The sequence below is a fragment of the Butyricimonas sp. BSD2780061689_150309_C8 genome, from assembly GCF_015560935.1.
Lineage (GTDB): Bacteria > Bacteroidota > Bacteroidia > Bacteroidales > Marinifilaceae > Butyricimonas > Butyricimonas paravirosa.
Map to the genome: position 1 here is coordinate 38,573 of NZ_JADMSV010000012.1, position 19,830 is coordinate 58,402.

Here is a 19,830-nt window from a genome sequence, read left to right on the forward strand (position 1 = left end):
TAAATTATTCCTATTTTTGTACAAAACACGGGGATATGATATGAGCGTCAGTGATGCACAAATAATAGCTTTACTACAAGCCGGGAAAAAACAAGGCATGAATACCTTATTCGAACGGTATTATAAACCTTTAGTCCTATTCGCCAATACTCTGCTTCATGATTTACCAGAGGCAGAGGACATTGTACTAGAACAATTCGTAAAAATATGGGAAAAGGAACTTTACAGACACATTCATCCCCATGCTCTTTCCACTTTTCTTTTCACTATTGTAAAAAACGCTTGCATAAACCAAATAGCCAAACAAGGATTATTTACAGAACAATTAGATTTACCTCATTATTCTATTGCCGAAGAGGAATCCAATCAACTAGACGAAACTGCCATCGAAACAGTCTTGACTGCTGTTCGGAAACTTCCTGAAAAAACACAACGTGTTGTTCAATTAGTCATGTGCCAAGGATGTACATACCAAGAAACGGCAAATAAATTAGACGTCTCCATCAATACTGTAAAAACATTATTGAAAGCAGGAATGAAAGAATTACGATCTGAATTAAAAGGATATAAAAAAATATTCCTTCTTTTCATGTTATTTCCTCGAAAGTTTCAATAAAACGCCTTCTAATCATCTATTTATCAGACACATATTTTTTCCTCTCAATTTTTTTCCCAAATTCATTCACCCGCCCAAACCAAAAATCTGTTTAACTAATAAAAGTTACATGGAAAGATGGAAATAAGCGATAACATATTTCAAGCCATTCAAGCATGTTGGAGAGGAAAAGCCTCACGGGAACAAATAGAACTCATTCAAAGCTGGTTAAACACAAGCGAAGAAAATAAAGAGCTATTCGAAAAATTAAGCCGGACCCATTACCAACTGACATACGCCCAAACATGGGAACAGATTGATTCCAAGAAAGGAAGAGAAAAATTAAACTCCCGACTAATAAGTAAAAAGAAATCTATTCATTGGAAACACTTCATATCAGGAGTTACAGCAGCTTGTCTGTTTCTTTTTGCCATAATAAAATTCATTTCTTATGAACCTCTTCCCGAGAAAACAACAATGGACCTAGCCCAAGTAAAAACCGGTAGTCCCAAAGCCACTCTTATCCTTAATGACGGGAAAAAAGTTCTATTACACACGAACAATAACTTCGAGCTAGAAACTAAACATACTATCATCAAAGACGAAGAATCTTCCGGATTAAAATATGAAATTACCGATTCTTTTGCGACACGGGAATTAGATGAAGATATGGAATTCAATACCCTTGTTGTTTCTCGTGGCGGAGAATATATTCTTACCTTATCTGATGGAACGAAAGTATGGTTAAATTCTGAAACAGAATTAAAATACCCCGTCCGATTCATGGGTAATACACGGGAAGTCCACGTGAAAGGGGAGGCTTATTTTGAAGTAAAAAAAGACTCCCTTCACCCTTTTATTGTACACACACCACACACGAACACAAAAGTACTCGGGACATCATTCAACGTCAGTGCCTACGAGGACGAGGAGCTTACAGCCATAACCCTCGTTCAAGGAAAAGTCGAGGTTTACAACCAGAACGAGAAATGTATCTTAGAGCCAGGTTGGCAGGCTGTTTCCAACAATATTTCCGAAGAAATGAAAAAACAACAAGTAAATATTACCAGTTATGTATCTTGGAAAGAAGGGATGTTTGAGTTTTACGATATGCCGCTGGGACAGCTAATTGTTCAACTTAGTCGCTGGTACGATGTAGACTTCTTTTTCGTGAATGAAACGACACGTCAATTCAAATTTACAGGAGCCATAAAGCGAAGTAACACTCTAAAATTCATGCTTGAATTCATAGAGAAAACTTCAAATGTCTATTTTAAAGTAAACGGAAATGTAATTCAAGTATTTCAGAAATAAAAAGACCGTCAGGTGTTCGCACCACCTTTCGGTCCAAATCAAGTTTTATTAACTTAAAGTACAAATGTATGAAAAAAAATCCACTCACAGGGTTCGTTTTTATAAAAAATGAACGTTGGAAATTATTCTTAGCTATGCGACTGACAATTGTATTTTTATTTTGTTTCATGCTAGGAGGAAATGCGACAATAATGGCACAATACCGCCTAAACATGAAAATGGGAGAAACCACTTTCGAAGAGTTGTTTCAGGAGATCCGTAAACAAACCGGCTGTATCGTTATGTACAATAATGACATGTTGAACAAAAACGAAAAGGTCGATGCAAATTTTGGAAAAATCGAACTGGAAGAACTACTCGAAAAAATACTTTCAGACAAAGGCCTAACCTTCGAAATCAATCGGGAATTTGTAATTTTAATGAAGGCCCCTCAGAAAAGGGAAGAACAAAAAAAAGTTACTATAACCGGAATCGTGAAAGATAAACAAGGTGAATCGCTGATTGGAGTAACCGTATTAGTCAAAGGAACATCTATCGGTGCTGTTACAGATAGTCTAGGAAGATATAAAATAACTTTACCTGAACAGCAAGATCTAGTGCTAATATTCTCGTTCATCGGAATGCAATCAAAAGAAGTGAAAATAAACAATCAAAAGGAAATAAACGTAACCCTAGAAGAAGACATAGAAACTTTGGAAGAAGTCGTAGTATCCACGGGATATTATAACCGTAAAAAAGAAAGTTACACGGGAGCCACAACCTCTTTTACCGGAGACAAATTACGCATGGTATCTTCCGGCAACGTTCTATCCACACTCTCCGTACTAGACCCGTCATTCAAACTACTGGATAATATTGAAATGGGTAGCGATCCGAACACTATTCCAGAATTTACAATCCGAGGTGGAGGAAGTCTGCAATCGGAATACGAAAATTCACCCAATATGCCAACATTCATCCTAGACGGATTCGAAGTCAATGCTGAAAAGATTTTCGACCTAGATCCCAACAGGGTAGCCTCAATCACCATATTAAAAGATGCCGCCGCAACAGCCATATACGGATCAAGGGCATCAAACGGGGTAGTCGTTGTTGAAACGGTAGAACCACAAGCTGGTAAATTGCGATTAAATTATACCTTTTCCGGAGATTTTTCGTTTGCAGATTTAAGTGTCTATGACCTAATGAATGCCACCGAGAAACTGGAATATGAACGTCTGGCAAAATTATACACTCACTCCAACATCGAAATGGGAGACCGATATACAGATCTTTACAATCAAAGATTAAAATGGGTACAAGAGGGTATTGATACAGACTGGCTCAGCAAACCGATAAAAGATCTGGGATTCGGGCACAAACATTTCTTATTAATAGAGGGTGGTGACTCGTCTATCCGTTACGCTCTTTCCGTAAATTACAACAAAACGGATGGAGTTATGAAAAAATCAGGAAGAAGGACCGTAGGAATTGGAAGTAAATTACAATACAACTATAAAAACTTGCGTTTCATCAATGACCTGACATATTCTAACGTGAAGGGTACAAACTCTCCTTACGGTTCATTCACGACCTACACTTATCAAAATCCTTATTTCCATCCGTATGATGAAAACGGGAATGTGAAACAATATCTCTACGAACCGACTCTTGACGGAGATGTACTCGTAACAAACCCGTTATACAATGCTGCCAAAAAAACTCGTAATGAATCCACGTATAGCGAATTTAACAACAATTTTTCGATAGAATGGAATATCATGGAGGGAATGACTTTACGCGGGAAATTCTCCTTAAACAGCAAACAAGAAAATACCGACGATTTCAAACCGGCTACACACACGGATTTTGCAACGACACAATACAAAGGAAGCTACCAGAAAGGAGAACAAAAAACATTCACGTATGATGCAAACATTGTGTTCAACTATGCCCGCTCATTCATGAAACACAATATAAATTTAGCAGCAGTTTGGAATGTAAGAGAAAGTAACATCGATAGTTATTCTGTTACGGCGGTAAATTACCCCAATGAACAAATGGACCATTTTGGTATGGGAACAGCTTTCCAAGACGGAGCCAAACCTGCAGGAGACTACGAGGTAAGTCGTTTAATGGGATTTGCTGGAAATGTCAATTACGGCTGGGATAATCGCTATCTATTAGACCTTTCCATCCGGACAGATGGCTCCTCTGTATACGGGGCAAATCAACGCTGGGGGACATTCGGTTCTATCGGAATTGCCTGGAATATACATCGTGAAAAATGGTTTGAAAACTCTCGTATAGTAAATAACTTAAAATTACGAGGGTCTATTGGAAGTACCGGAGGACAAAATTTTTATCCTTTCCAGTCCATCCGTATGTTCTCCTACAAAGACGATTTAGTGGACGGTATTACTTACAACGGTAGCATCGGCGCATTATTAAAAAGTTATGGGAACACTGATTTGAAATGGCAGAAAAACCTAAAACGTAACATAGGGCTAGACTTTGCCCTTTTCACAAGTCGCTTGTCCGGTTACGTGAATTTTTATAAAGAGGATTCCAAAGCCTTGCTAATCGATGTTCTATTAGCACCCTCAACAGGTTTTGATTCATACAAAGACAACCTCGGGGAAGTCGAAAACCAAGGAATTGAAACAAACATTCGGGGATCTGTAATCCGGGACACGGGCAAGGAACTACAATGGGATTTATTTGTCAGCCTGATGAGTAACCGGAATCGACTCCTAAAATTAAATGATGCTTTGGCCGCTTACAATCGTATGCAAGATGATAAGGTAAATAATGCCGATGATGACCAAAAAAGTAATCGCCCCGTGGTCCGCTATCAAAAAGGGAAATCCATCAATGCCATTTGGGCTAATGAATCATTAGGAATAGACCCGAATAGTGGACAGGAAATTTTCCTAGACCAACAAGGGAATAAAGTGGATAAATGGAGTACGGACAATTATAAGCCCTTGGGTTGTACAGATCCCGACGTGGAAGGAAGTTTCGGTACAATGTTCATGTACAAAGGATTCCAACTCAATGCCTTTTTCAAATATAGCATCGGGGGCGACATATATAACCAGACATTAGTTGACAAGGTTGAAAACGTCAACCCCAAAAATAACGCCGATCGTAGAGTCTTATATGATCGTTGGAAAGAAGCAGGAGATATCGCCCGTTTTAAAGCGATCGACAACACGGAAACCACGATGCCGACCTCACGTTTTATAGAGAAAGAAAACTACGTACAACTTTCTTCTTTAAGTGTCTCGTATCGTTTCCCGGTAGAAAAATTACGCCGTCTCGGAATGGAATCATTGAAAGTAACGGCCATCGGTAATGATATATTCCGAGCATCGACAGTGAAAATGGAACGAGGAACAGTTTATCCTTTCGCTCGTACCTACACACTCTCCTTGCAGGTTACTTTTTAAACAATGTAATAAATAAAGATACCAAAGTTATGAAAAATATGAAAATCATAATTATCGCCCTTCTCACTTGTTTAACTATGAGTTCATGCGAGAAATGGTTCGATGTATCCCCAAAATCAGACGTGAAGTCGGATGACCTGTTCAAAGATGAAAATGGCTTTTGGGATGTATTGACCGGGGTTTATTCGATCATGGTTACCCCATCGGCTTACGGTAGGGAACTGTCCTTTGGGTACTTGGATGTAATGGCTCAATATTACGATAAAATCACGAGTCAGACACATAACTATTATAAAACAAAAGGATATGATTATACGGATACACAAGAAGAAACTCGTCTAAAATCTATTTGGAAAGGACATTACAAAGCCATTGTCAACTTAAACGTACTATTGGAATACGCTGATAAAAACAAAAACGTATTTGCTTCCGAGCAACACTATCGAGTCGTAAAAGGAGAAGCATTCGGATTGCGTGCATTTCTACATTTCGACTTGTTACGCCTATTCGGCCCCTCGCCTGCCGACGGGTTGGAACAACAAGCTATACCTTACGCAGACACTTACACGAACGTGGCTCAAGCCGCCCTTCCTCTCGGCTCTTTTGTAAATCGGGTCACACAAGATCTGGATTCTGCCCGAATCATGTTAGCTAATTCCGATTGGTTCGGACCGGCATATCAACAACTCTACGAAAAACGTGATTCCACACAAAAAGAACGTCACAGCCGCATGAATTACTTCACGGTAGCAGCATTACAAGCCAGAGCGTACAATTACATAGGAGACAAAGAAAACGCCTTGAAAGCAGTTCATGAAATCATAAATGAAAATACGAAAGAACCTATGGCTCCACTAAGCCTGACAACTTCTGCCAGTGAAAACGACCGATTATTTAAAAATGAAATCCTGTTCCGGTTGAATATTGAAAAGCTAGAGGATGACATCTCTTCATATTTCGGAGAAAATGCAATTGCTTACGGGGTTAGTTCAAGTGCCACTGCATTATGTTTCACTGCCACGAAAGTCTCAAACCTGTACCAAGCTGTTTCGGCCGGAGATGATGACTATCGCCTGAAATTATGGTTCCAACCTACTGATGTCAGCTCATCTTGGATGCCGGCTAAATATAAAAATGCGAAATATATTCCTATCGTAAGATTATCCGAAGTATATTTAATTGCAGCAGAATGTGCCTCCGGAAACAATGGCCTAGCATATCTAAATAAAATCCGGGCACACCGGGGATTGGTAGCTTTAGAAAACATTACGGACCTAGATGCAGAAATTGCCAAAGAGTACCAAAAAGAATTTATTGCTGAAGGACAAATGTTCTTTTATTACAAACGAATGAACCTAGGGCGCATCGGGGTTTTCAGCAACGTGAACCTGACAGATAAAAATAAAGTGTATCAGCTTCCCGTTCCTACCGACGAATTGGACTACGGGAACATGTAATCAAAATAACTTTTAAATGAAAAGCTATGATAAGAAATATAATACTGATATATATATTCACGATCCTTTGTATCGGGTGTCACGAAAATGATCGTTTGATATACACGACAAAACCTTCGGTATTTTTCCCTGACTACGTAACAGGCAAGGATAGCGTGACATATTCATTCCGCATGACGAAAGAGGACAGAGATACCATTTATTTAACAGCTAAACTGGTCGGAAAAAGCTTTGAAACCCGAACCCCGATAGGCTTAAAAATAGACAAAGACCAAACGACTGCCCAAGAAGGAATCTACTACGAAATGGAAGATTCTTACTGGTTTGAACTGGGTAAAGGAGAAATAAAAATACCTATCTACCTGATACAGGGAGGAACAGACATAGATGATGATATATTAACCATAGCACTTCAACTTATCCCGACAGAGGATATTGATGTCGCTTACGAGGATAAATCCCGCGTGTACGTGAGGATCACCAACAAACTTGTAAAACCCAGTTATTGGGAAGATTTGTTAATCATTTACTTTGGTGAATACTCCCAAGTGAAACACGAGAAATGTATCGAGGTAATGGGACACGACTTTCCACTCACGATGGCTGAAATTGCCACATTCCCGGGCAGCTACAGTTATTTTATGACACAAGGAAGAACAGTCTGTTACTATTACGCCACTCACAATGAAGTGGACGAAAACGGGAAAAAAATAGAAGTGTGGGACCCATTTTAATCAAGAATGAACATGAAACGAAATTTACTTATATGGTTTACAATCCTATCTTCTCTTATAGGATGTGTGGATGACAAAAGCAATACTCGAATAGAAGAATTAAACGAAGTTACAATAGGAGCATTACAGGAAAAATATAGTGCGAAACTGGGAAGTTATCTACAAATTCCTCTTCCAATCACAACACGCACCGGTGATGAATCTCAATTAAGTTATGCATGGTATACCTACACTCCTACCACGAGAACACAGGCAGACACGCTAGGTAAAACCAAAGACTTGAATGCCTTCATGGATCCGAAAATTCTGACCCCTGGCGAGGATTATTCCCTAGTCGTAAAGATTACAGATCTATCAACCGGGGTTTATTACCGGAAAAAAATGAAACTGGAAGTACTCTCAGATTTCACGAAAGGAACTCTTCTACTATGTAAAGAAAACGAAAGTTACGCACTCCATTTTATGGTAGACGATGCTGAGAAAACATTTGTAAAAAACATTTTCGAAGCAGCTAACGGAACAAAATTAGAAAATCCGGTACGAGTTTATGCCTTAAATCCCAATAAATACCAACCACAAATGAAAGAGGTTTTGGTGTTATGCGAAAATGAAACGGGCGGTTATTTTCTCAATCCGGTTTCTATGAAAAGTAATCGAACTGTTGAAAGCGCAATAACTTTCAGTCCCGAAACCGGAATCTATTCACCCCAATTACACGTGGAGAGCAGTTCGAGAAGTGTTGACTATTTAATCATCAGCGATCAAGTCTTCAAACGGGGAACAAACATGGGTGCAATGACTTGGGATGCACCAATGGTTGTAGTCGAAGGTTCGACAGAATACAAAATCGGAACCGGAATGGTTCAATCGTCGAGTGGACCCGCTTTCTATGACGAATTAAACGGACGTATTCTCGTGCATAATAACTCAGCATGGAACAAAGCTCCTTTAAAGCAACTAAAAACAGAAACGGGCGATCTGAACTATTTCGATTGCAATAATATGGGAACGAACATGGAGTATTTGGCGGGAGGACTACTTTCCGCAGATAACGAATGTTGGATGTTACTACGTCACAAAGAAAATCAGCAAAATTATCTATTCAAAATAAAGATCACGTCTGATAACCGGGGAACTAGCCTCGCCAAAATAGCCATAACCCCGGAAGTTGCACCTCATCTTCAGGAAGCAACTCATTTCGCTTCGCTTGAAGGAATGAAAGACCTTCTTTTTTATTCGACAGGAAACAGCGTATACGCTATCGCTTTAAGTAATTTACGAGAAGGCGTAACCAATAATCTGGAAGCACAGATTATAAACGGACTAGAAGATGATTTCTCCATCACCGGAATGAAATTAAGTGACATCCTCGTCCCCGATCCAACGCCTGAAAATCCGCTCGCAACCAAAACAACACAACAAATCCGCCTGTATATCCAAGATCAAAAAATATCAGGCAACCAAAAAGGTGGAGTTGCTTATTATGAATTAGGAACCGTTGGAGGAATCCATGCAGATCCGGTATATCGACTATCCGGATTCTGTGATCAAGTAATTGATGTAGAAGAAAAGTACGAATAACATGAAACAAATTATATTATTAATAATGATCTCATTCTCTGTGCAGCTTGCCTCTGCACAGGGGATCATATTCAGTTCCGGTGATTTTGATGATATTGTAAAACAAGCGAAAGAACAAAAAAAAGGTATCTTCGTGGATGTTTACACCTCCTGGTGTGGACCATGTAAAATGATGGCCAAAAATGTCTTCACAAACACCAAAGTGGGAGAATACTACAATACTTCTTTCATTTGTATAAAATTAGATGCAGAAAAGCAACGAGAACACGTTTTTTTCGCAAAATATAAGGCTGGAGGTTACCCTTCTTTTTTCTGGTTAGATGAAAACGGAGACTTACTGGATTTACACGTGGGTTACCTAGAAGCTGAAACATTTATAAAGAAGGGGAAAGAAGCAAAAGAATCGGATTTCCCCAAACAATTAGCTGCAATGAAAGAACGGTGGGACAAAGGGGAACGCTCCATTGAACTCGTCCGTTCTTATGTCTTCAAAAACCTAAGCAAAATCGATCCGGATCAAGCCGAAACCTGTCTAAGGGATTACTTATCCGGACTCTCACCCGAAGAATTACTCTCGCAAGATGCCTATTCGGTATTAAGGTCCTTTATGCGTTCACCTGACAAGACCATCCGGGAGCAACTCATTCGACATGCTGACGTGTATAAAAAATACGATGATAATTTTTGGATCAATCTCTATCGGGCAATTGTTCGTGTCGGAAGTATCATACATAACGAGAAACCGGAAGAGTACAAACAATACATTACCGAACTAAAAGAAATAGACGTCCCTTTGTCTACCATGTATTGCAACATCTTGGCAATCGAGGAACAGCTCTTTAACCATGAATTCGGAAAAGCAATTCCCGCTATCATACCATTAGTACAAGAATGTGGGGACGAACACCGCTACCTGTATAGTCAGCTTTTTTACACGATGATTATTGCCGATTATTTTCGGAATGCGCCTGTTGTGGATAAAGAAGTTGAAGAGGTGATACGGATTGCCGACCTTGCCATGAAAGCACAGCCTTGTCAAGAGAATTTACTATATCTGGCTGCAGCCCATGCCAAACGGGAGGATTTCAAGCAAGCTTATGCCGTACTGGCAAGTATGCCCATGTTTGAAAAACCCATGTTATCATTGGCCTTATATCGTTACCTAAACTTACCTTTCGTAGGACAAACATATCGATAAAAGAAAGGGCTGTCCCAAAAGCCATTTTATTTCAAGAACTCCTCCGTCACTTCGTGCCACCTTCTCTATAAACAGAGGAGGTGCTGGTGACTCTTCCCGAAGACAAGGAGTATTTCAACTCTCCCTTTGTTTATACAGGGAAATCGGCGAGAGCCGATTCGAGACTGCTTGCAGGCTCAATACCCCGAAGCCGGGAGGGTGTTTGAGAAATGACTTTGGGGACAGCCCCTTTTCATCTAATAATAACATACTTTCCTACAATCGTACCTATAAAATCCATCTCCCCAATTAGTACCATAAACTACCGTAATAATTCCCTGTTAAGTAATTAAAGCCGAGACAAAGACGATTTACAGACGAGATAAAGACAAGTCGAACTCGTCTTTATTGTTATCATATTTAATCCACATACCCCCTATCTGCATTTATTTTTCTATTATATCGGTTACAAAACTGATATTAAAAAGCGATTAAACCAGCCTGAACAACTCCTATATACGTAAACAAACAACTAAAAATTGATATAACAGCTTGTAATAAATCAAAAAAATCATACCTTTGTATTAAGGATTGAGCGGAGAGCCGCCATAAATCCGATTATGATGTTGAGGTTAAAATGTTCATTTTCCAGAAGTAGCGATTCAGACATAATGTCAATGGAAAATGGGATTGCAACACTCACGTTTGTTACACGTATATTCTTTCAGAATTATACTTATAGCGGCGTGGGGTTGCTTTTTTCATGTTGACAGATCGCTACTTCCATGAATTAAGTCAATCCCGAGCCGTTATGCCATACTCCGGATTGACTTGCTCGGTCCGGATTTTTTATTGACCGGGATATAGAAACAGGAGTAGCCGGAACCTGCATTGATCCGGCTATTTTCCCCTGTTACTTTTTGCCCCGACATCAAATAAGACAATTTAGAATTTTCATCGTTGACTTGGTTCAGACCAACACGAAGTCCGGACTTACATTTCACAGTTGCAACCAGTGAAAAGACTTCGTGCAGGAAGGGGGACGATCCATTTTCCCCCTTCCTATTTCTATTACAGAATCTTCGTAGAAGCATCAATCTCGACGCTCGTCCCACATTGCTCCACGGGTAAACTAGGGATAAACTATGACAAATGCCAAGTAATGACAAAGCAAAAACACGGCAAATACATAAGAGATTGATCTTGCTATGTTCATGCTATGAAGATGCTGTGTTCTTGTCATAGCCTATCGATAGACAAAGGATCGCCAACGGGATAATATAGCACGAACTCCCTCCCCCTTCGGGTACTCCCTCTATAAACAGAGGGAGAGCTGGGTAACTCTCCCTCTTCGGGAATTATTTCTAATCCTATAACCTGTGTAATAAAATCAAGGCGTTAGCATTTGCCTCACAACCGCATATAAGCATCAATCTCCCGGAACTGATCGGACGAATAATCCCCCAGCAAGTGTTTCGCGAAGTGGAACCACATCTTCCGTTGATAGAAAGCCTGTTGTATGCCCATAAAACCGTGAGCTTGTCCCGGTAAAATCACCAAGTCAAAATTCTTTCCCGCTTTCAACAACGCATCTGCCATACGCAAGGTATTCGCCGGATGCACGTTATTATCCACGTCACCCGTCACCAGCATCAAATACCCTTTCAAATTCTTCGCCAGCTCGATATTCGTCGGGATTTTCGTCTCGAACTTGATCTTCTCCACGGAAATCGTGGTATCTTTCCCCGTGATGGAATCTTTCACGGTTTTCTTCTCGAAAGATTTAACCTCCCGAACCCCGTGATGCGTCTCTCCCCACCATTGGTTATAAATATTATTGTCATGATTTCCCGCCGACGAAACAGCCGCCGTGTAGAAATCGGGATAAGTACATAACGCCGCAGTAGACATGAAACCTCCACCGGAATGTCCGAAAATACCCACCTTGGACTTATCAATAAAAGAAAAACGATCAGCCAACTGCTCTATACCGCACTTATCATCCGCCAACGGGTAATCCCGCAAATTATTATACCCGAACGTGTGATACCATTTATCCCGCATCGGGCTACCTCCCCGGTGACCGAAAGTTACCACCACGAAACCGACTTGTGCCAGACCAACATTATAAGCTGCCGTCACGGAAAACTCCAACGGAATCGCCTCGGTTTGCGGTCCGGGATAAACATACGAAATAATCGGATAACGCCGGGTTGAATCGAAGTCAAAAGGCTTCCACATAAAACCGTACAAATCCGTATGCCCATCGGCAGCCTTCACCGTGAAAGGCTCCGGCATCTTCCATCCGGCCTCGTAAAGCCGGGTCAAATCGGGTGATGCCAATTCCAGAATCACCTTTCCCTTGTTATCCCGCAACACGCTCCGGGGTTCCAAGTCCGCACGGGAATAATTATCCACGAAATAACGTCCCGACTTCGAAAAATAAGCCTCATGAGTGGCCTGTTCGGGAGTCAGCACCTCCACTTGACCATTCCCGTCAATCCGGGCTTTATTCACCCGGGCATAGTAGGGACACGCCCCCTTCTCCTGCCCGTAAGCCCCGAAATAAATGGTGCGTCCCACGGTATCAATCTTAACCATCTTCCCGGCCGTCCAGTTCCCGGCCGTAATCGCGTTCTTCAGATTTCCCTCGCCATCGTAATGATAGAAATGCCCGTGACCCGTTCTCTCCGACCACCAGATAATATCTTCCCCCTCGTTCAACAAGGAAAGATGGAAGAAATCATTATTGAAATAAGGCTTACTAATCTCGTTAATCAACACCTTCACCTCCCCCGTTTTCAAATCCACCTTACAAAAATCGATCTCGTCACAAGTTCTCTTTTTGCGCAGGAAATAAAGACTGTTGACCTTTTTTCCCGGGGTAAATAATCTCAACGTCTGATCCGGCCATTTCTCAACCGGTACTTTGATCAATTTCTTATCAGTCGTGTCCACCAAGAATAATTCCTCGTGTTGCACCTCCTGATCTCCCGCCATCACGTACTCATACTCGTTCAACGTCGGACGGGAACTCAAATTATTAACCACATAAAGCGTTTTGATCTTTCTCCGGTCTGAGCGACGCACGTAAAAGCGTTCAGAATTCTCGAACCAAGTCACCCGGGCAGACACCCGTTTACTCGTGGTATCCGTATCACCGTAGGCATAAGAGTATTTTAATTCTCCGTCCGTCGTGATCTGGGTTTCCACGGAATCTTTCACGGAAAGCATATACAGGTTATGACTTTTCGCGTAAACGATATAAGTACTATCCGGAGAATACGTTCCCTCCAGCCCGTTCGATTTCTTGGGAGTTGTATCCGGCTTTTTCCGGGCAGAATCTATTTTCACCAACCGATTGGTATAAATGTTATATTCGAAACGGAAAGTATCCACTTCGAACTTCAATGTTTTCTCATCTTCTTTAAAAACCAATGCCCGCACGGGTAGTTCTTTATAATTCACCGGTCCGTGGGTATACTTGCTGATCTCGGCAGTCATAAATTCCCGATCGAATAACTCCCGGTGAATCCTCGCCTTCGGGTCAACGAAATAATAACGGGTTCCATCGCCCGTTTTGTAACTATACCAAAACTTATCGCTTTCCTTCAAAAAGTGGGGACTTACTTTCGTTGATCCTACCAGTTTTTCCGCGTTCCCACGCATAAAACGTTCGGCTTCTTTGTAATTGGCTTTCTGTGCAAACCCGGCCAGCACGAAAAGGCAGGGCACGAACCATAAAAAACATTTGATCATCATTTATTCCTTTAAATTTGTTCTATTGGTCTTTGTGAAAGCGAAATTAATTATATCCTCCCAAAGATTACCTTTCTATCGAAATCTTAATAAATATTTAACAGATTCAGATTATTTAAACTAATCATCTTCTACACAAACGTTTGAATATGCTACAAAACATAACCTCTGACGCCACGATTTCATTTTTTATAGCTATTTTTGCACGTGTATAAACATGCTAATATTTTCATTTACTTTAAATAAACAGGACAAGGTGATGGAAGTTTTCCCGATAGATAAAAAAGTAGAGCAACTCTTTAAAGAAGTCAGCCGAAGAATATTCCGGTTACAAAACGGAAGAAGTCTTGACAGCATGGAACGGATAGGAGCTGACACGCGGGGACAGATCGGGGCAAGTTACCTCTCTCTCAAAAATCTGGCCGGACAATACCAACCCGATTTAAGATTGGCACAACTATTGTGGGGAACAAAGAAACGAGAAGAACAAATCGTTGCCTGTTTTTTATTCCCGGTTCAAGAGTTGATTACAGAAAAAATTACTCAATTATTACAATACTGTTACAACTTCGAGATCGCGGAATATTTCGGGACGTTGGTTCTTTCGAAACGGGAAAACGTGGAACAAATGGTAAATGAATATTTAAATTCCGATCATCCCTATCTTCAAGTCGCGGCACTAACCGCCATCGGCAGGAGCCGGATTGATCGAAAACTAAACTCCCCATTCACCGACAGTTACATTCTAAACATAGATCGTAACAAGTTCACGGACACGAACGTACAAAAGGTATACGATCGTGTAAGCATATGCTTGAGAGAATAGGAAAACAAGAACGTGTTAATAAAACATAAACGGACAAGGGAAAGGAGAAATTGGTTCTTTTATATCAAAATGTTTCCTACTTTTGTGCCGAATTAAAGAAAAAAAGAATTAATTAATTTCTAACATAAATTTATTGCTATGGCAAAATTAGATTTAAGTATTTATGGAATCACGGATGTGAAAGAGATCCTTCACAATCCCTCATATGAAGAATTGTACAAGGCAGAAACAGACCCGAAACTGGAAGGGTACGAAAAAGGATATTTGACCGAGCTTGGCGCAGTTAACGTGATGACCGGAATCTACACCGGACGTTCACCGAAAGATAAATTCTTTGTAAAGAACGAGGCCAGCGAGGATTCTGTATGGTGGACTTCTGACGAATACAAGAACGACAACAAACCTTGTTCGGAAGAAGCATGGGCAGATTTGAAGGCAAAAGCCGTGAAACAATTGTCCGGCAAAAAACTGTACGTGGTTGACACGTTCTGCGGGGCTAACGCGGGTACCCGTTTGAAAGTTCGTTTCATCATGGAAGTTGCATGGCAAGCTCACTTCGTGAAGAACATGTTCATCCGCCCGACAGAAGAAGAATTGGCGAACTACGGGGAACCGGATTTCGTTTCTTTCAACGCTGCAAAAGCTAAAGTTGAAAACTTCAAAGAATTAGGCTTGAACTCCGAAACAGCTACCGTTTTCAACTTGAAAACCAAAGAGCAAGTAATCTTAAACACTTGGTACGGTGGTGAGATGAAGAAAGGTATCTTCTCTATCATGAACTATCTGAACCCGTTACGCGGAATCGCATCTATGCACTGTTCTGCCAACACGGATATGGAAGGTAAGAACACCGCTATCTTCTTCGGTTTGTCAGGAACAGGTAAAACGACCTTGTCAACTGACCCGAAACGTCTTTTGATCGGTGACGACGAACACGGATGGGATGATGAAGGCGTGTTCAACTACGAAGGCGGATGCTACGCCAAAGTTATCAACTTGAGCAAGGAAGCCGAACCGGACATCTATAACGCCATCAAACGTGACGCTTTGTTGGAGAATGTTACCGTGGACGCTAACGGAAAGATCGACTTCAATGATAAATCAGTTACCGAGAACACTCGTGTTTCTTACCCGATCTATCATATCAAGAATATCGTGAAACCGATCTCTAAAGGTCCGGCTGCACAACAAGTTATCTTCTTATCAGCTGATGCGTTCGGAGTATTACCTCCGGTATCTATCCTGACCCCGGAACAAACGAAATACTATTTCTTGTCCGGATTCACTGCAAAATTGGCCGGAACGGAACGCGGTATCACTGAACCGACTCCTACTTTCTCGGCTTGTTTCGGTGCAGCATTCTTGTCATTACACCCGACAAAATATGCAGAAGAACTGGTTAAGAAAATGGAGAGAACAGGAGCAAAAGCATACTTGGTAAATACCGGATGGAACGGAACCGGGAAACGTATCTCCATTAAAGATACTCGCGGTATCATCGACGCTATCTTGGATGGCTCTATCGATAAAGCCCCGACCAAAACAATCCCGTTCTTCAATTTCGAGGTTCCGACTGCGTTGCCGGGAGTTGATCCGAAGATCCTTGACCCTCGCGACACATACAGTAACGCCAGCGAATGGGAAACCAAAGCAAAAGATTTATCAGAACGTTTCATCAAGAACTTCAAGAAGTTCGAAGGAAACGAGGCCGGAAAGGCATTGGTTGCCGCAGGTCCGAAATTATAATTCCAGGATTAGAACAGCAAAAAAGCACTTCGCAAGGAGTGCTTTTTTTATTACCCTTCTCTCCCCCATCACCATATCTTCCCTTACATCCGTTCGTTAAGGCTATTACATCTCTTCGTTATCTCTCCGTTCCTAGATAGTATAACGAAGAGATAACGCCAATATGTGAGTTAATTTACTGATTATCAATAATTAAAATTCATCCCATTGATAATACACCTTAAAGAAATGGGAATTATATACTTAAATCGACTAAATAATATTTAGCAAAATTTTGAAATGGTGTAATAAATGACTATCTTTGCATGTATTTTAATGATATATGCGTATGGTAGTACAGTTTAAATCTTTGCCCGACCTACTAAAAGCATTACCAGATGAGGAGTCATGTATTGCCTATCTTGAATGGATAGTGTGGAAAGGAGAAAAAGTAGTTTCTCCTTATGACCCAAATTCTAAGGTGTATAAATGTAAGGGAGGAAATTATAAGTGTAAGAACACCGGCAAGTATTTCAACGCAAGAACCTTTACGATGTTTTATCGTTCTTCTGTTCCTTTACAAAAATGGTTCATGGCTATTTGGCTTTTTATGACCCATAGGAAAGGAATTTCTTCCGTGCAACTATCTAAGGATATTGGTGTTACACAGAAGACCGCATGGGCAATGTTGCAGAGGATTCGTAAATGTTTTGGCAAAGAAAATGATAAATTGGTGCTTGACGGTACAGTAGAAATTGACGAAACTTTCGTCGGTGGCAAAAACAAGAATCGACATAAGGATAAGAAAGTCAAACATTGCAGAGGTCGTAGTTTTAAAGATAAAGTTCCCGTATTCGGTATGCTCCAAAGGGGCGGAAAAGTTGTTGCTAAAGTTGTAGAAAATACAAAGGCTAAAACTCTCCGTACTGAAATTGATAAGACTATCAAAGCTGGAAGTACCATATACAGCGATGAATGGTATTATGGGAATCTCTCCAAGAAATATATTCACTCCTTTATAAACCATTGTTACGGTGTATATGGAATAGGTGAAGTCTATACCAATACGATAGAAGGATTTTGGTCTATACTGAAACGTGGAATTATAGGAGTGTATCACCGGGTGTCGAAAAAGCATCTACAAAAATATGTGGATGAATTTTCATGGAGATATAACCAAAGAACCCTATCTTTGCAAGAGGTATTTAACAGTGCCTTGAATTGTTTGAATCATAGAATAACTTATAAAGATTTGATATATGCCAACGAGAAAGCCTAAGAAATCTTTTGAAATGAAAAAAGTAAATGGAATTGAAATCAGGCAAAGACTGTCTGACGGTTACATGGACGCTATGGCTATATGTGATGCGTGTGACAAAGATTTTGCCGACTATATTCAGATTCGTTTTACAAAAAGATTCCTTGTAGAGCTATCACGTGATACGGGTATCAATGAATCTGATTTAATACAAAAGGAAGACGGGGTTGATGAAATATGGGTACACCCACAGATTGCTATTAATTTAGCTCAATGGGCATCCCCAAAACTTGCCGTTATAATTCCTAAATGGGCACTTGAATGGAGCATCAAAAGTGCCAAAACAATGGAGCCTACCGAAAAGCCTAAGTTTGTATCTTCATCAGGAGTAAAGTTTGAGGATATTGACCCAAGTTTTGCGGCAATGATAAGTAAGGCTGCTAAGTTTAATCCCGATGAAGATAATACGGAGCCTTAACCCCGTATTATTTCTTCTTTCCGGAAGTAAGGAGTATTATACCCAATACTGCGGCACATACCCAACCAACTGGACCGAAAAATAAAAGTACAATAAATAGAATTGCTACTATACAACCTTTCATAATTACTTGGCTCTAAAGATTGCTATTTCATATTCATTAGCGTATTTACTGCTTGTGGAGACTTCCAGATAAACATTCCCATTTTTAGTTGTTTTGCTATAACGCTTTACTTTAGTGCCATAAACATCAGGAAGTAATTTCCCAGTATTGGAACGTATATTTACGTTTTCTCCTTTAGCCGCATATTTATAACCGTAATCAATAGCTTTTTGTATAAAATCCTCGGCAGTATCTGCATACAATCTGAGAGTCATTTGTATTACCACACCTTCTTTGTTGGCTTCCATTCCTACGAAGCAATCTCCAAAATCGTAGAAGAATGTTAAGTTTAAGATTCGTGCGGGAGTTACATCAAATTCTTTTTCTATTGTAGCAATAGTAAAGAACGAAGCACCAACGAACTGTGTGTAATACTCCGGAGTAAGCATGGCCTTTCGTTTTTCTGAAACAGTTTGCGGTGTACTATTTACTTTGGCAGTAATACTGTCTTGCTGTGGTAACGTATCAGCACTTACAGTCTGTGCAGAACTCATTAAACTAACAACAGAAAATAATACCGTCAAAAGGAATGTTTTAGATACTCTTGTTTCCATTCTACATTTTATTTTAGTTAGACAATAATCTGTAAAACGGCAACGGTAAAAACGTAAAGACGTAGAACCACTGCCTAACGTCGTCATGGCCTACCACAGCCAACTTATCCATAGGCGCAGTCCTACGTCAATGACGTAAGAACACACTTTACCCAATGGATAAGTCCTGCAAATTAGCCTGTTCATATCAAGGTGGTAGTTCGACGACGATTAGGCTATATGTTTCTTGTTGAGAGTGCAAGCACTCCCTTTATGGGCACAAAAATACAACTAATTATTTTTATAACAATAACAATCAAGAAGTATGAAAGCGATTATTGAAAAGAAAATTGAGTATTGCCCCAATCGTGCGGGCAAAGAAACTCTTAGTGATGATGTTTCGGAATTTAAGTTTATCACCACTACTATTTATTTTCTTGGTATCAAGATATACCGAGAAGTAAAGTTATTATCTACACAGATTACAAATCAATCCATTGATTGAAGAATCTACTGTCTATACTTTCTGAATAGCAAAATGTTTGAGTAATGGGGTTGAAGAAAATCACTTTTATCGTATCTTTAGAAACTTCGCATACAGTAAATTTATGTTCGGAGTCTGATTTGAGATATACTACATCTCCTATTTTAAATTCATTCATAACTTGTAGGATTAAAAATTTGAGCGTAAAAGTAGTTACTTCTAATGAGATAACAAATAAGAACTATTTGCTAAATTCAAAACATTACGCTATAATTGTATAGTTAAGTATATAAATACCAAAGAAATATTCTAAAA

15 protein-coding genes are annotated in these 19,830 nt (G+C 40.1%); 12 read left to right on the top strand and 3 right to left on the bottom strand.

What is annotated here, in order from left to right; all coding sequences use genetic code 11:
- Positions 1-40 precede the first annotated feature (40 nt).
- The 7 genes from I2I33_RS10735 (at position 41) to I2I33_RS10765 (ending at position 10,310) form a co-directional block, all read left to right on the top strand.
- Positions 41-616, top strand: coding sequence for an RNA polymerase sigma factor (locus tag I2I33_RS10735; protein WP_087421533.1), 576 nt, complete (start codon positions 41-43; stop codon positions 614-616).
- A gap of 117 nt (positions 617-733) precedes the next feature.
- A complete protein-coding gene (locus tag I2I33_RS10740; protein WP_087421532.1) occupies positions 734-1,909 on the top strand; it encodes a FecR family protein in 1,176 nt (391 codons plus the stop codon).
- 68 nt (positions 1,910-1,977) lie between these two features.
- Positions 1,978-5,340: a SusC/RagA family TonB-linked outer membrane protein gene (locus I2I33_RS10745; protein WP_229128271.1), complete on the top strand. Its 3,363-nt coding sequence runs from the start codon at positions 1,978-1,980 to the stop codon at positions 5,338-5,340.
- 29 nt (positions 5,341-5,369) lie between these two features.
- On the top strand, positions 5,370-6,797 hold the full coding sequence (locus I2I33_RS10750; RefSeq protein WP_087421531.1) for a RagB/SusD family nutrient uptake outer membrane protein: 1,428 nt from the start codon (positions 5,370-5,372) through the stop codon (positions 6,795-6,797).
- 26 nt (positions 6,798-6,823) lie between these two features.
- Complete coding sequence (locus tag I2I33_RS10755; protein ID WP_087421530.1) at positions 6,824-7,531, top strand: DUF4843 domain-containing protein; 708 nt, start codon at positions 6,824-6,826, stop codon at positions 7,529-7,531.
- A gap of 12 nt (positions 7,532-7,543) precedes the next feature.
- Positions 7,544-9,112, top strand: a complete 1,569-nt coding sequence (locus tag I2I33_RS10760) for a PKD-like family lipoprotein (RefSeq protein WP_162613815.1) — start codon at positions 7,544-7,546, stop codon at positions 9,110-9,112.
- Position 9,113: 1 nt separating this feature from the next.
- The gene (locus I2I33_RS10765; RefSeq protein ID WP_087421528.1) at positions 9,114-10,310 is read left to right on the top strand and encodes a thioredoxin family protein; all 1,197 of its coding nucleotides are present in this window, start codon (positions 9,114-9,116) and stop codon (positions 10,308-10,310) included.
- A 788-nt stretch (positions 10,311-11,098) separates the two neighbouring features.
- Here I2I33_RS10765 and I2I33_RS10770 read toward each other — a convergent pair.
- Positions 11,099-11,293, bottom strand: coding sequence for a hypothetical protein (locus I2I33_RS10770; RefSeq protein ID WP_140402596.1), 195 nt, complete (start codon positions 11,291-11,293; stop codon positions 11,099-11,101).
- Between the two features lie 406 nt (positions 11,294-11,699).
- Positions 11,700-14,048 carry a S9 family peptidase gene (locus tag I2I33_RS10775; protein WP_087421880.1) on the bottom strand — a complete coding sequence of 783 codons (2,349 nt, stop codon included), beginning with the start codon at positions 14,046-14,048 and terminating at the stop codon, positions 11,700-11,702.
- 217 nt (positions 14,049-14,265) lie between these two features.
- Between I2I33_RS10775 and I2I33_RS10780 the strand changes: the two genes are divergently transcribed.
- The 4 genes from I2I33_RS10780 to I2I33_RS10795 all read left to right on the top strand — a co-directional run bounded on the left by I2I33_RS10780 (position 14,266) and on the right by I2I33_RS10795 (position 18,335).
- Positions 14,266-14,874, top strand: coding sequence for a DNA alkylation repair protein (locus I2I33_RS10780; protein WP_118260433.1), 609 nt, complete (start codon positions 14,266-14,268; stop codon positions 14,872-14,874).
- A gap of 138 nt (positions 14,875-15,012) precedes the next feature.
- Positions 15,013-16,620, top strand: coding sequence for a phosphoenolpyruvate carboxykinase (ATP) (gene pckA / locus I2I33_RS10785; protein ID WP_087421526.1), 1,608 nt, complete (start codon positions 15,013-15,015; stop codon positions 16,618-16,620).
- A gap of 322 nt (positions 16,621-16,942) precedes the next feature.
- A complete protein-coding gene (locus tag I2I33_RS10790; RefSeq protein WP_087421525.1) occupies positions 16,943-17,878 on the top strand; it encodes an IS1595 family transposase in 936 nt (311 codons plus the stop codon).
- Entirely contained in the window at positions 17,859-18,335 is a 477-nt protein-coding gene (locus I2I33_RS10795) for a KilA-N domain-containing protein (protein WP_087421524.1), read from the top strand. The genes I2I33_RS10790 and I2I33_RS10795 overlap by 20 nt, the downstream gene beginning before the upstream one ends.
- 126 nt (positions 18,336-18,461) lie before the next feature.
- Here the strand turns inward: I2I33_RS10795 and I2I33_RS10800 are convergent, their stop codons facing one another.
- Complete coding sequence (locus I2I33_RS10800) at positions 18,462-19,052, bottom strand: hypothetical protein (RefSeq protein ID WP_087421523.1); 591 nt, start codon at positions 19,050-19,052, stop codon at positions 18,462-18,464.
- Positions 19,053-19,356: 304 nt separating this feature from the next.
- Between I2I33_RS10800 and I2I33_RS10805 the strand changes: the two genes are divergently transcribed.
- Positions 19,357-19,536 (top strand): hypothetical protein, encoded by a 180-nt coding sequence (locus tag I2I33_RS10805; RefSeq protein WP_087421522.1) that lies wholly within the window; start codon positions 19,357-19,359, stop codon positions 19,534-19,536.
- Positions 19,537-19,830 lie beyond the last annotated feature (294 nt).

What these genes read in the sequence shown, in the direction of transcription:
- I2I33_RS10735 (WP_087421533.1), top strand. Translation starts at nt 41, where the DNA reads ATGAGCGTCAGTGATGCACAAATAATAGCTTTACTACAAGCCGGGAAA.
- I2I33_RS10740 (WP_087421532.1), top strand. Translation starts at nt 734, where the DNA reads ATGGAAATAAGCGATAACATATTTCAAGCCATTCAAGCATGTTGGAGA.
- I2I33_RS10745 (WP_229128271.1), top strand. Translation starts at nt 1,978, where the DNA reads ATGAAAAAAAATCCACTCACAGGGTTCGTTTTTATAAAAAATGAACGT.
- I2I33_RS10750 (WP_087421531.1), top strand. Translation starts at nt 5,370, where the DNA reads ATGAAAAATATGAAAATCATAATTATCGCCCTTCTCACTTGTTTAACT.
- I2I33_RS10755 (WP_087421530.1), top strand. Translation starts at nt 6,824, where the DNA reads ATGATAAGAAATATAATACTGATATATATATTCACGATCCTTTGTATC.
- I2I33_RS10760 (WP_162613815.1), top strand. Translation starts at nt 7,544, where the DNA reads ATGAAACGAAATTTACTTATATGGTTTACAATCCTATCTTCTCTTATA.
- I2I33_RS10765 (WP_087421528.1), top strand. Translation starts at nt 9,114, where the DNA reads ATGAAACAAATTATATTATTAATAATGATCTCATTCTCTGTGCAGCTT.
- I2I33_RS10775 (WP_087421880.1), bottom strand. Translation starts at nt 14,048, where the DNA reads ATGATCAAATGTTTTTTATGGTTCGTGCCCTGCCTTTTCGTGCTGGCC.
- I2I33_RS10780 (WP_118260433.1), top strand. Translation starts at nt 14,266, where the DNA reads ATGCTAATATTTTCATTTACTTTAAATAAACAGGACAAGGTGATGGAA.
- pckA (WP_087421526.1), top strand. Translation starts at nt 15,013, where the DNA reads ATGGCAAAATTAGATTTAAGTATTTATGGAATCACGGATGTGAAAGAG.
- I2I33_RS10790 (WP_087421525.1), top strand. Translation starts at nt 16,943, where the DNA reads ATGCGTATGGTAGTACAGTTTAAATCTTTGCCCGACCTACTAAAAGCA.
- I2I33_RS10795 (WP_087421524.1), top strand. Translation starts at nt 17,859, where the DNA reads ATGCCAACGAGAAAGCCTAAGAAATCTTTTGAAATGAAAAAAGTAAAT.
- I2I33_RS10800 (WP_087421523.1), bottom strand. Translation starts at nt 19,052, where the DNA reads ATGGAAACAAGAGTATCTAAAACATTCCTTTTGACGGTATTATTTTCT.
- I2I33_RS10805 (WP_087421522.1), top strand. Translation starts at nt 19,357, where the DNA reads ATGAAAGCGATTATTGAAAAGAAAATTGAGTATTGCCCCAATCGTGCG.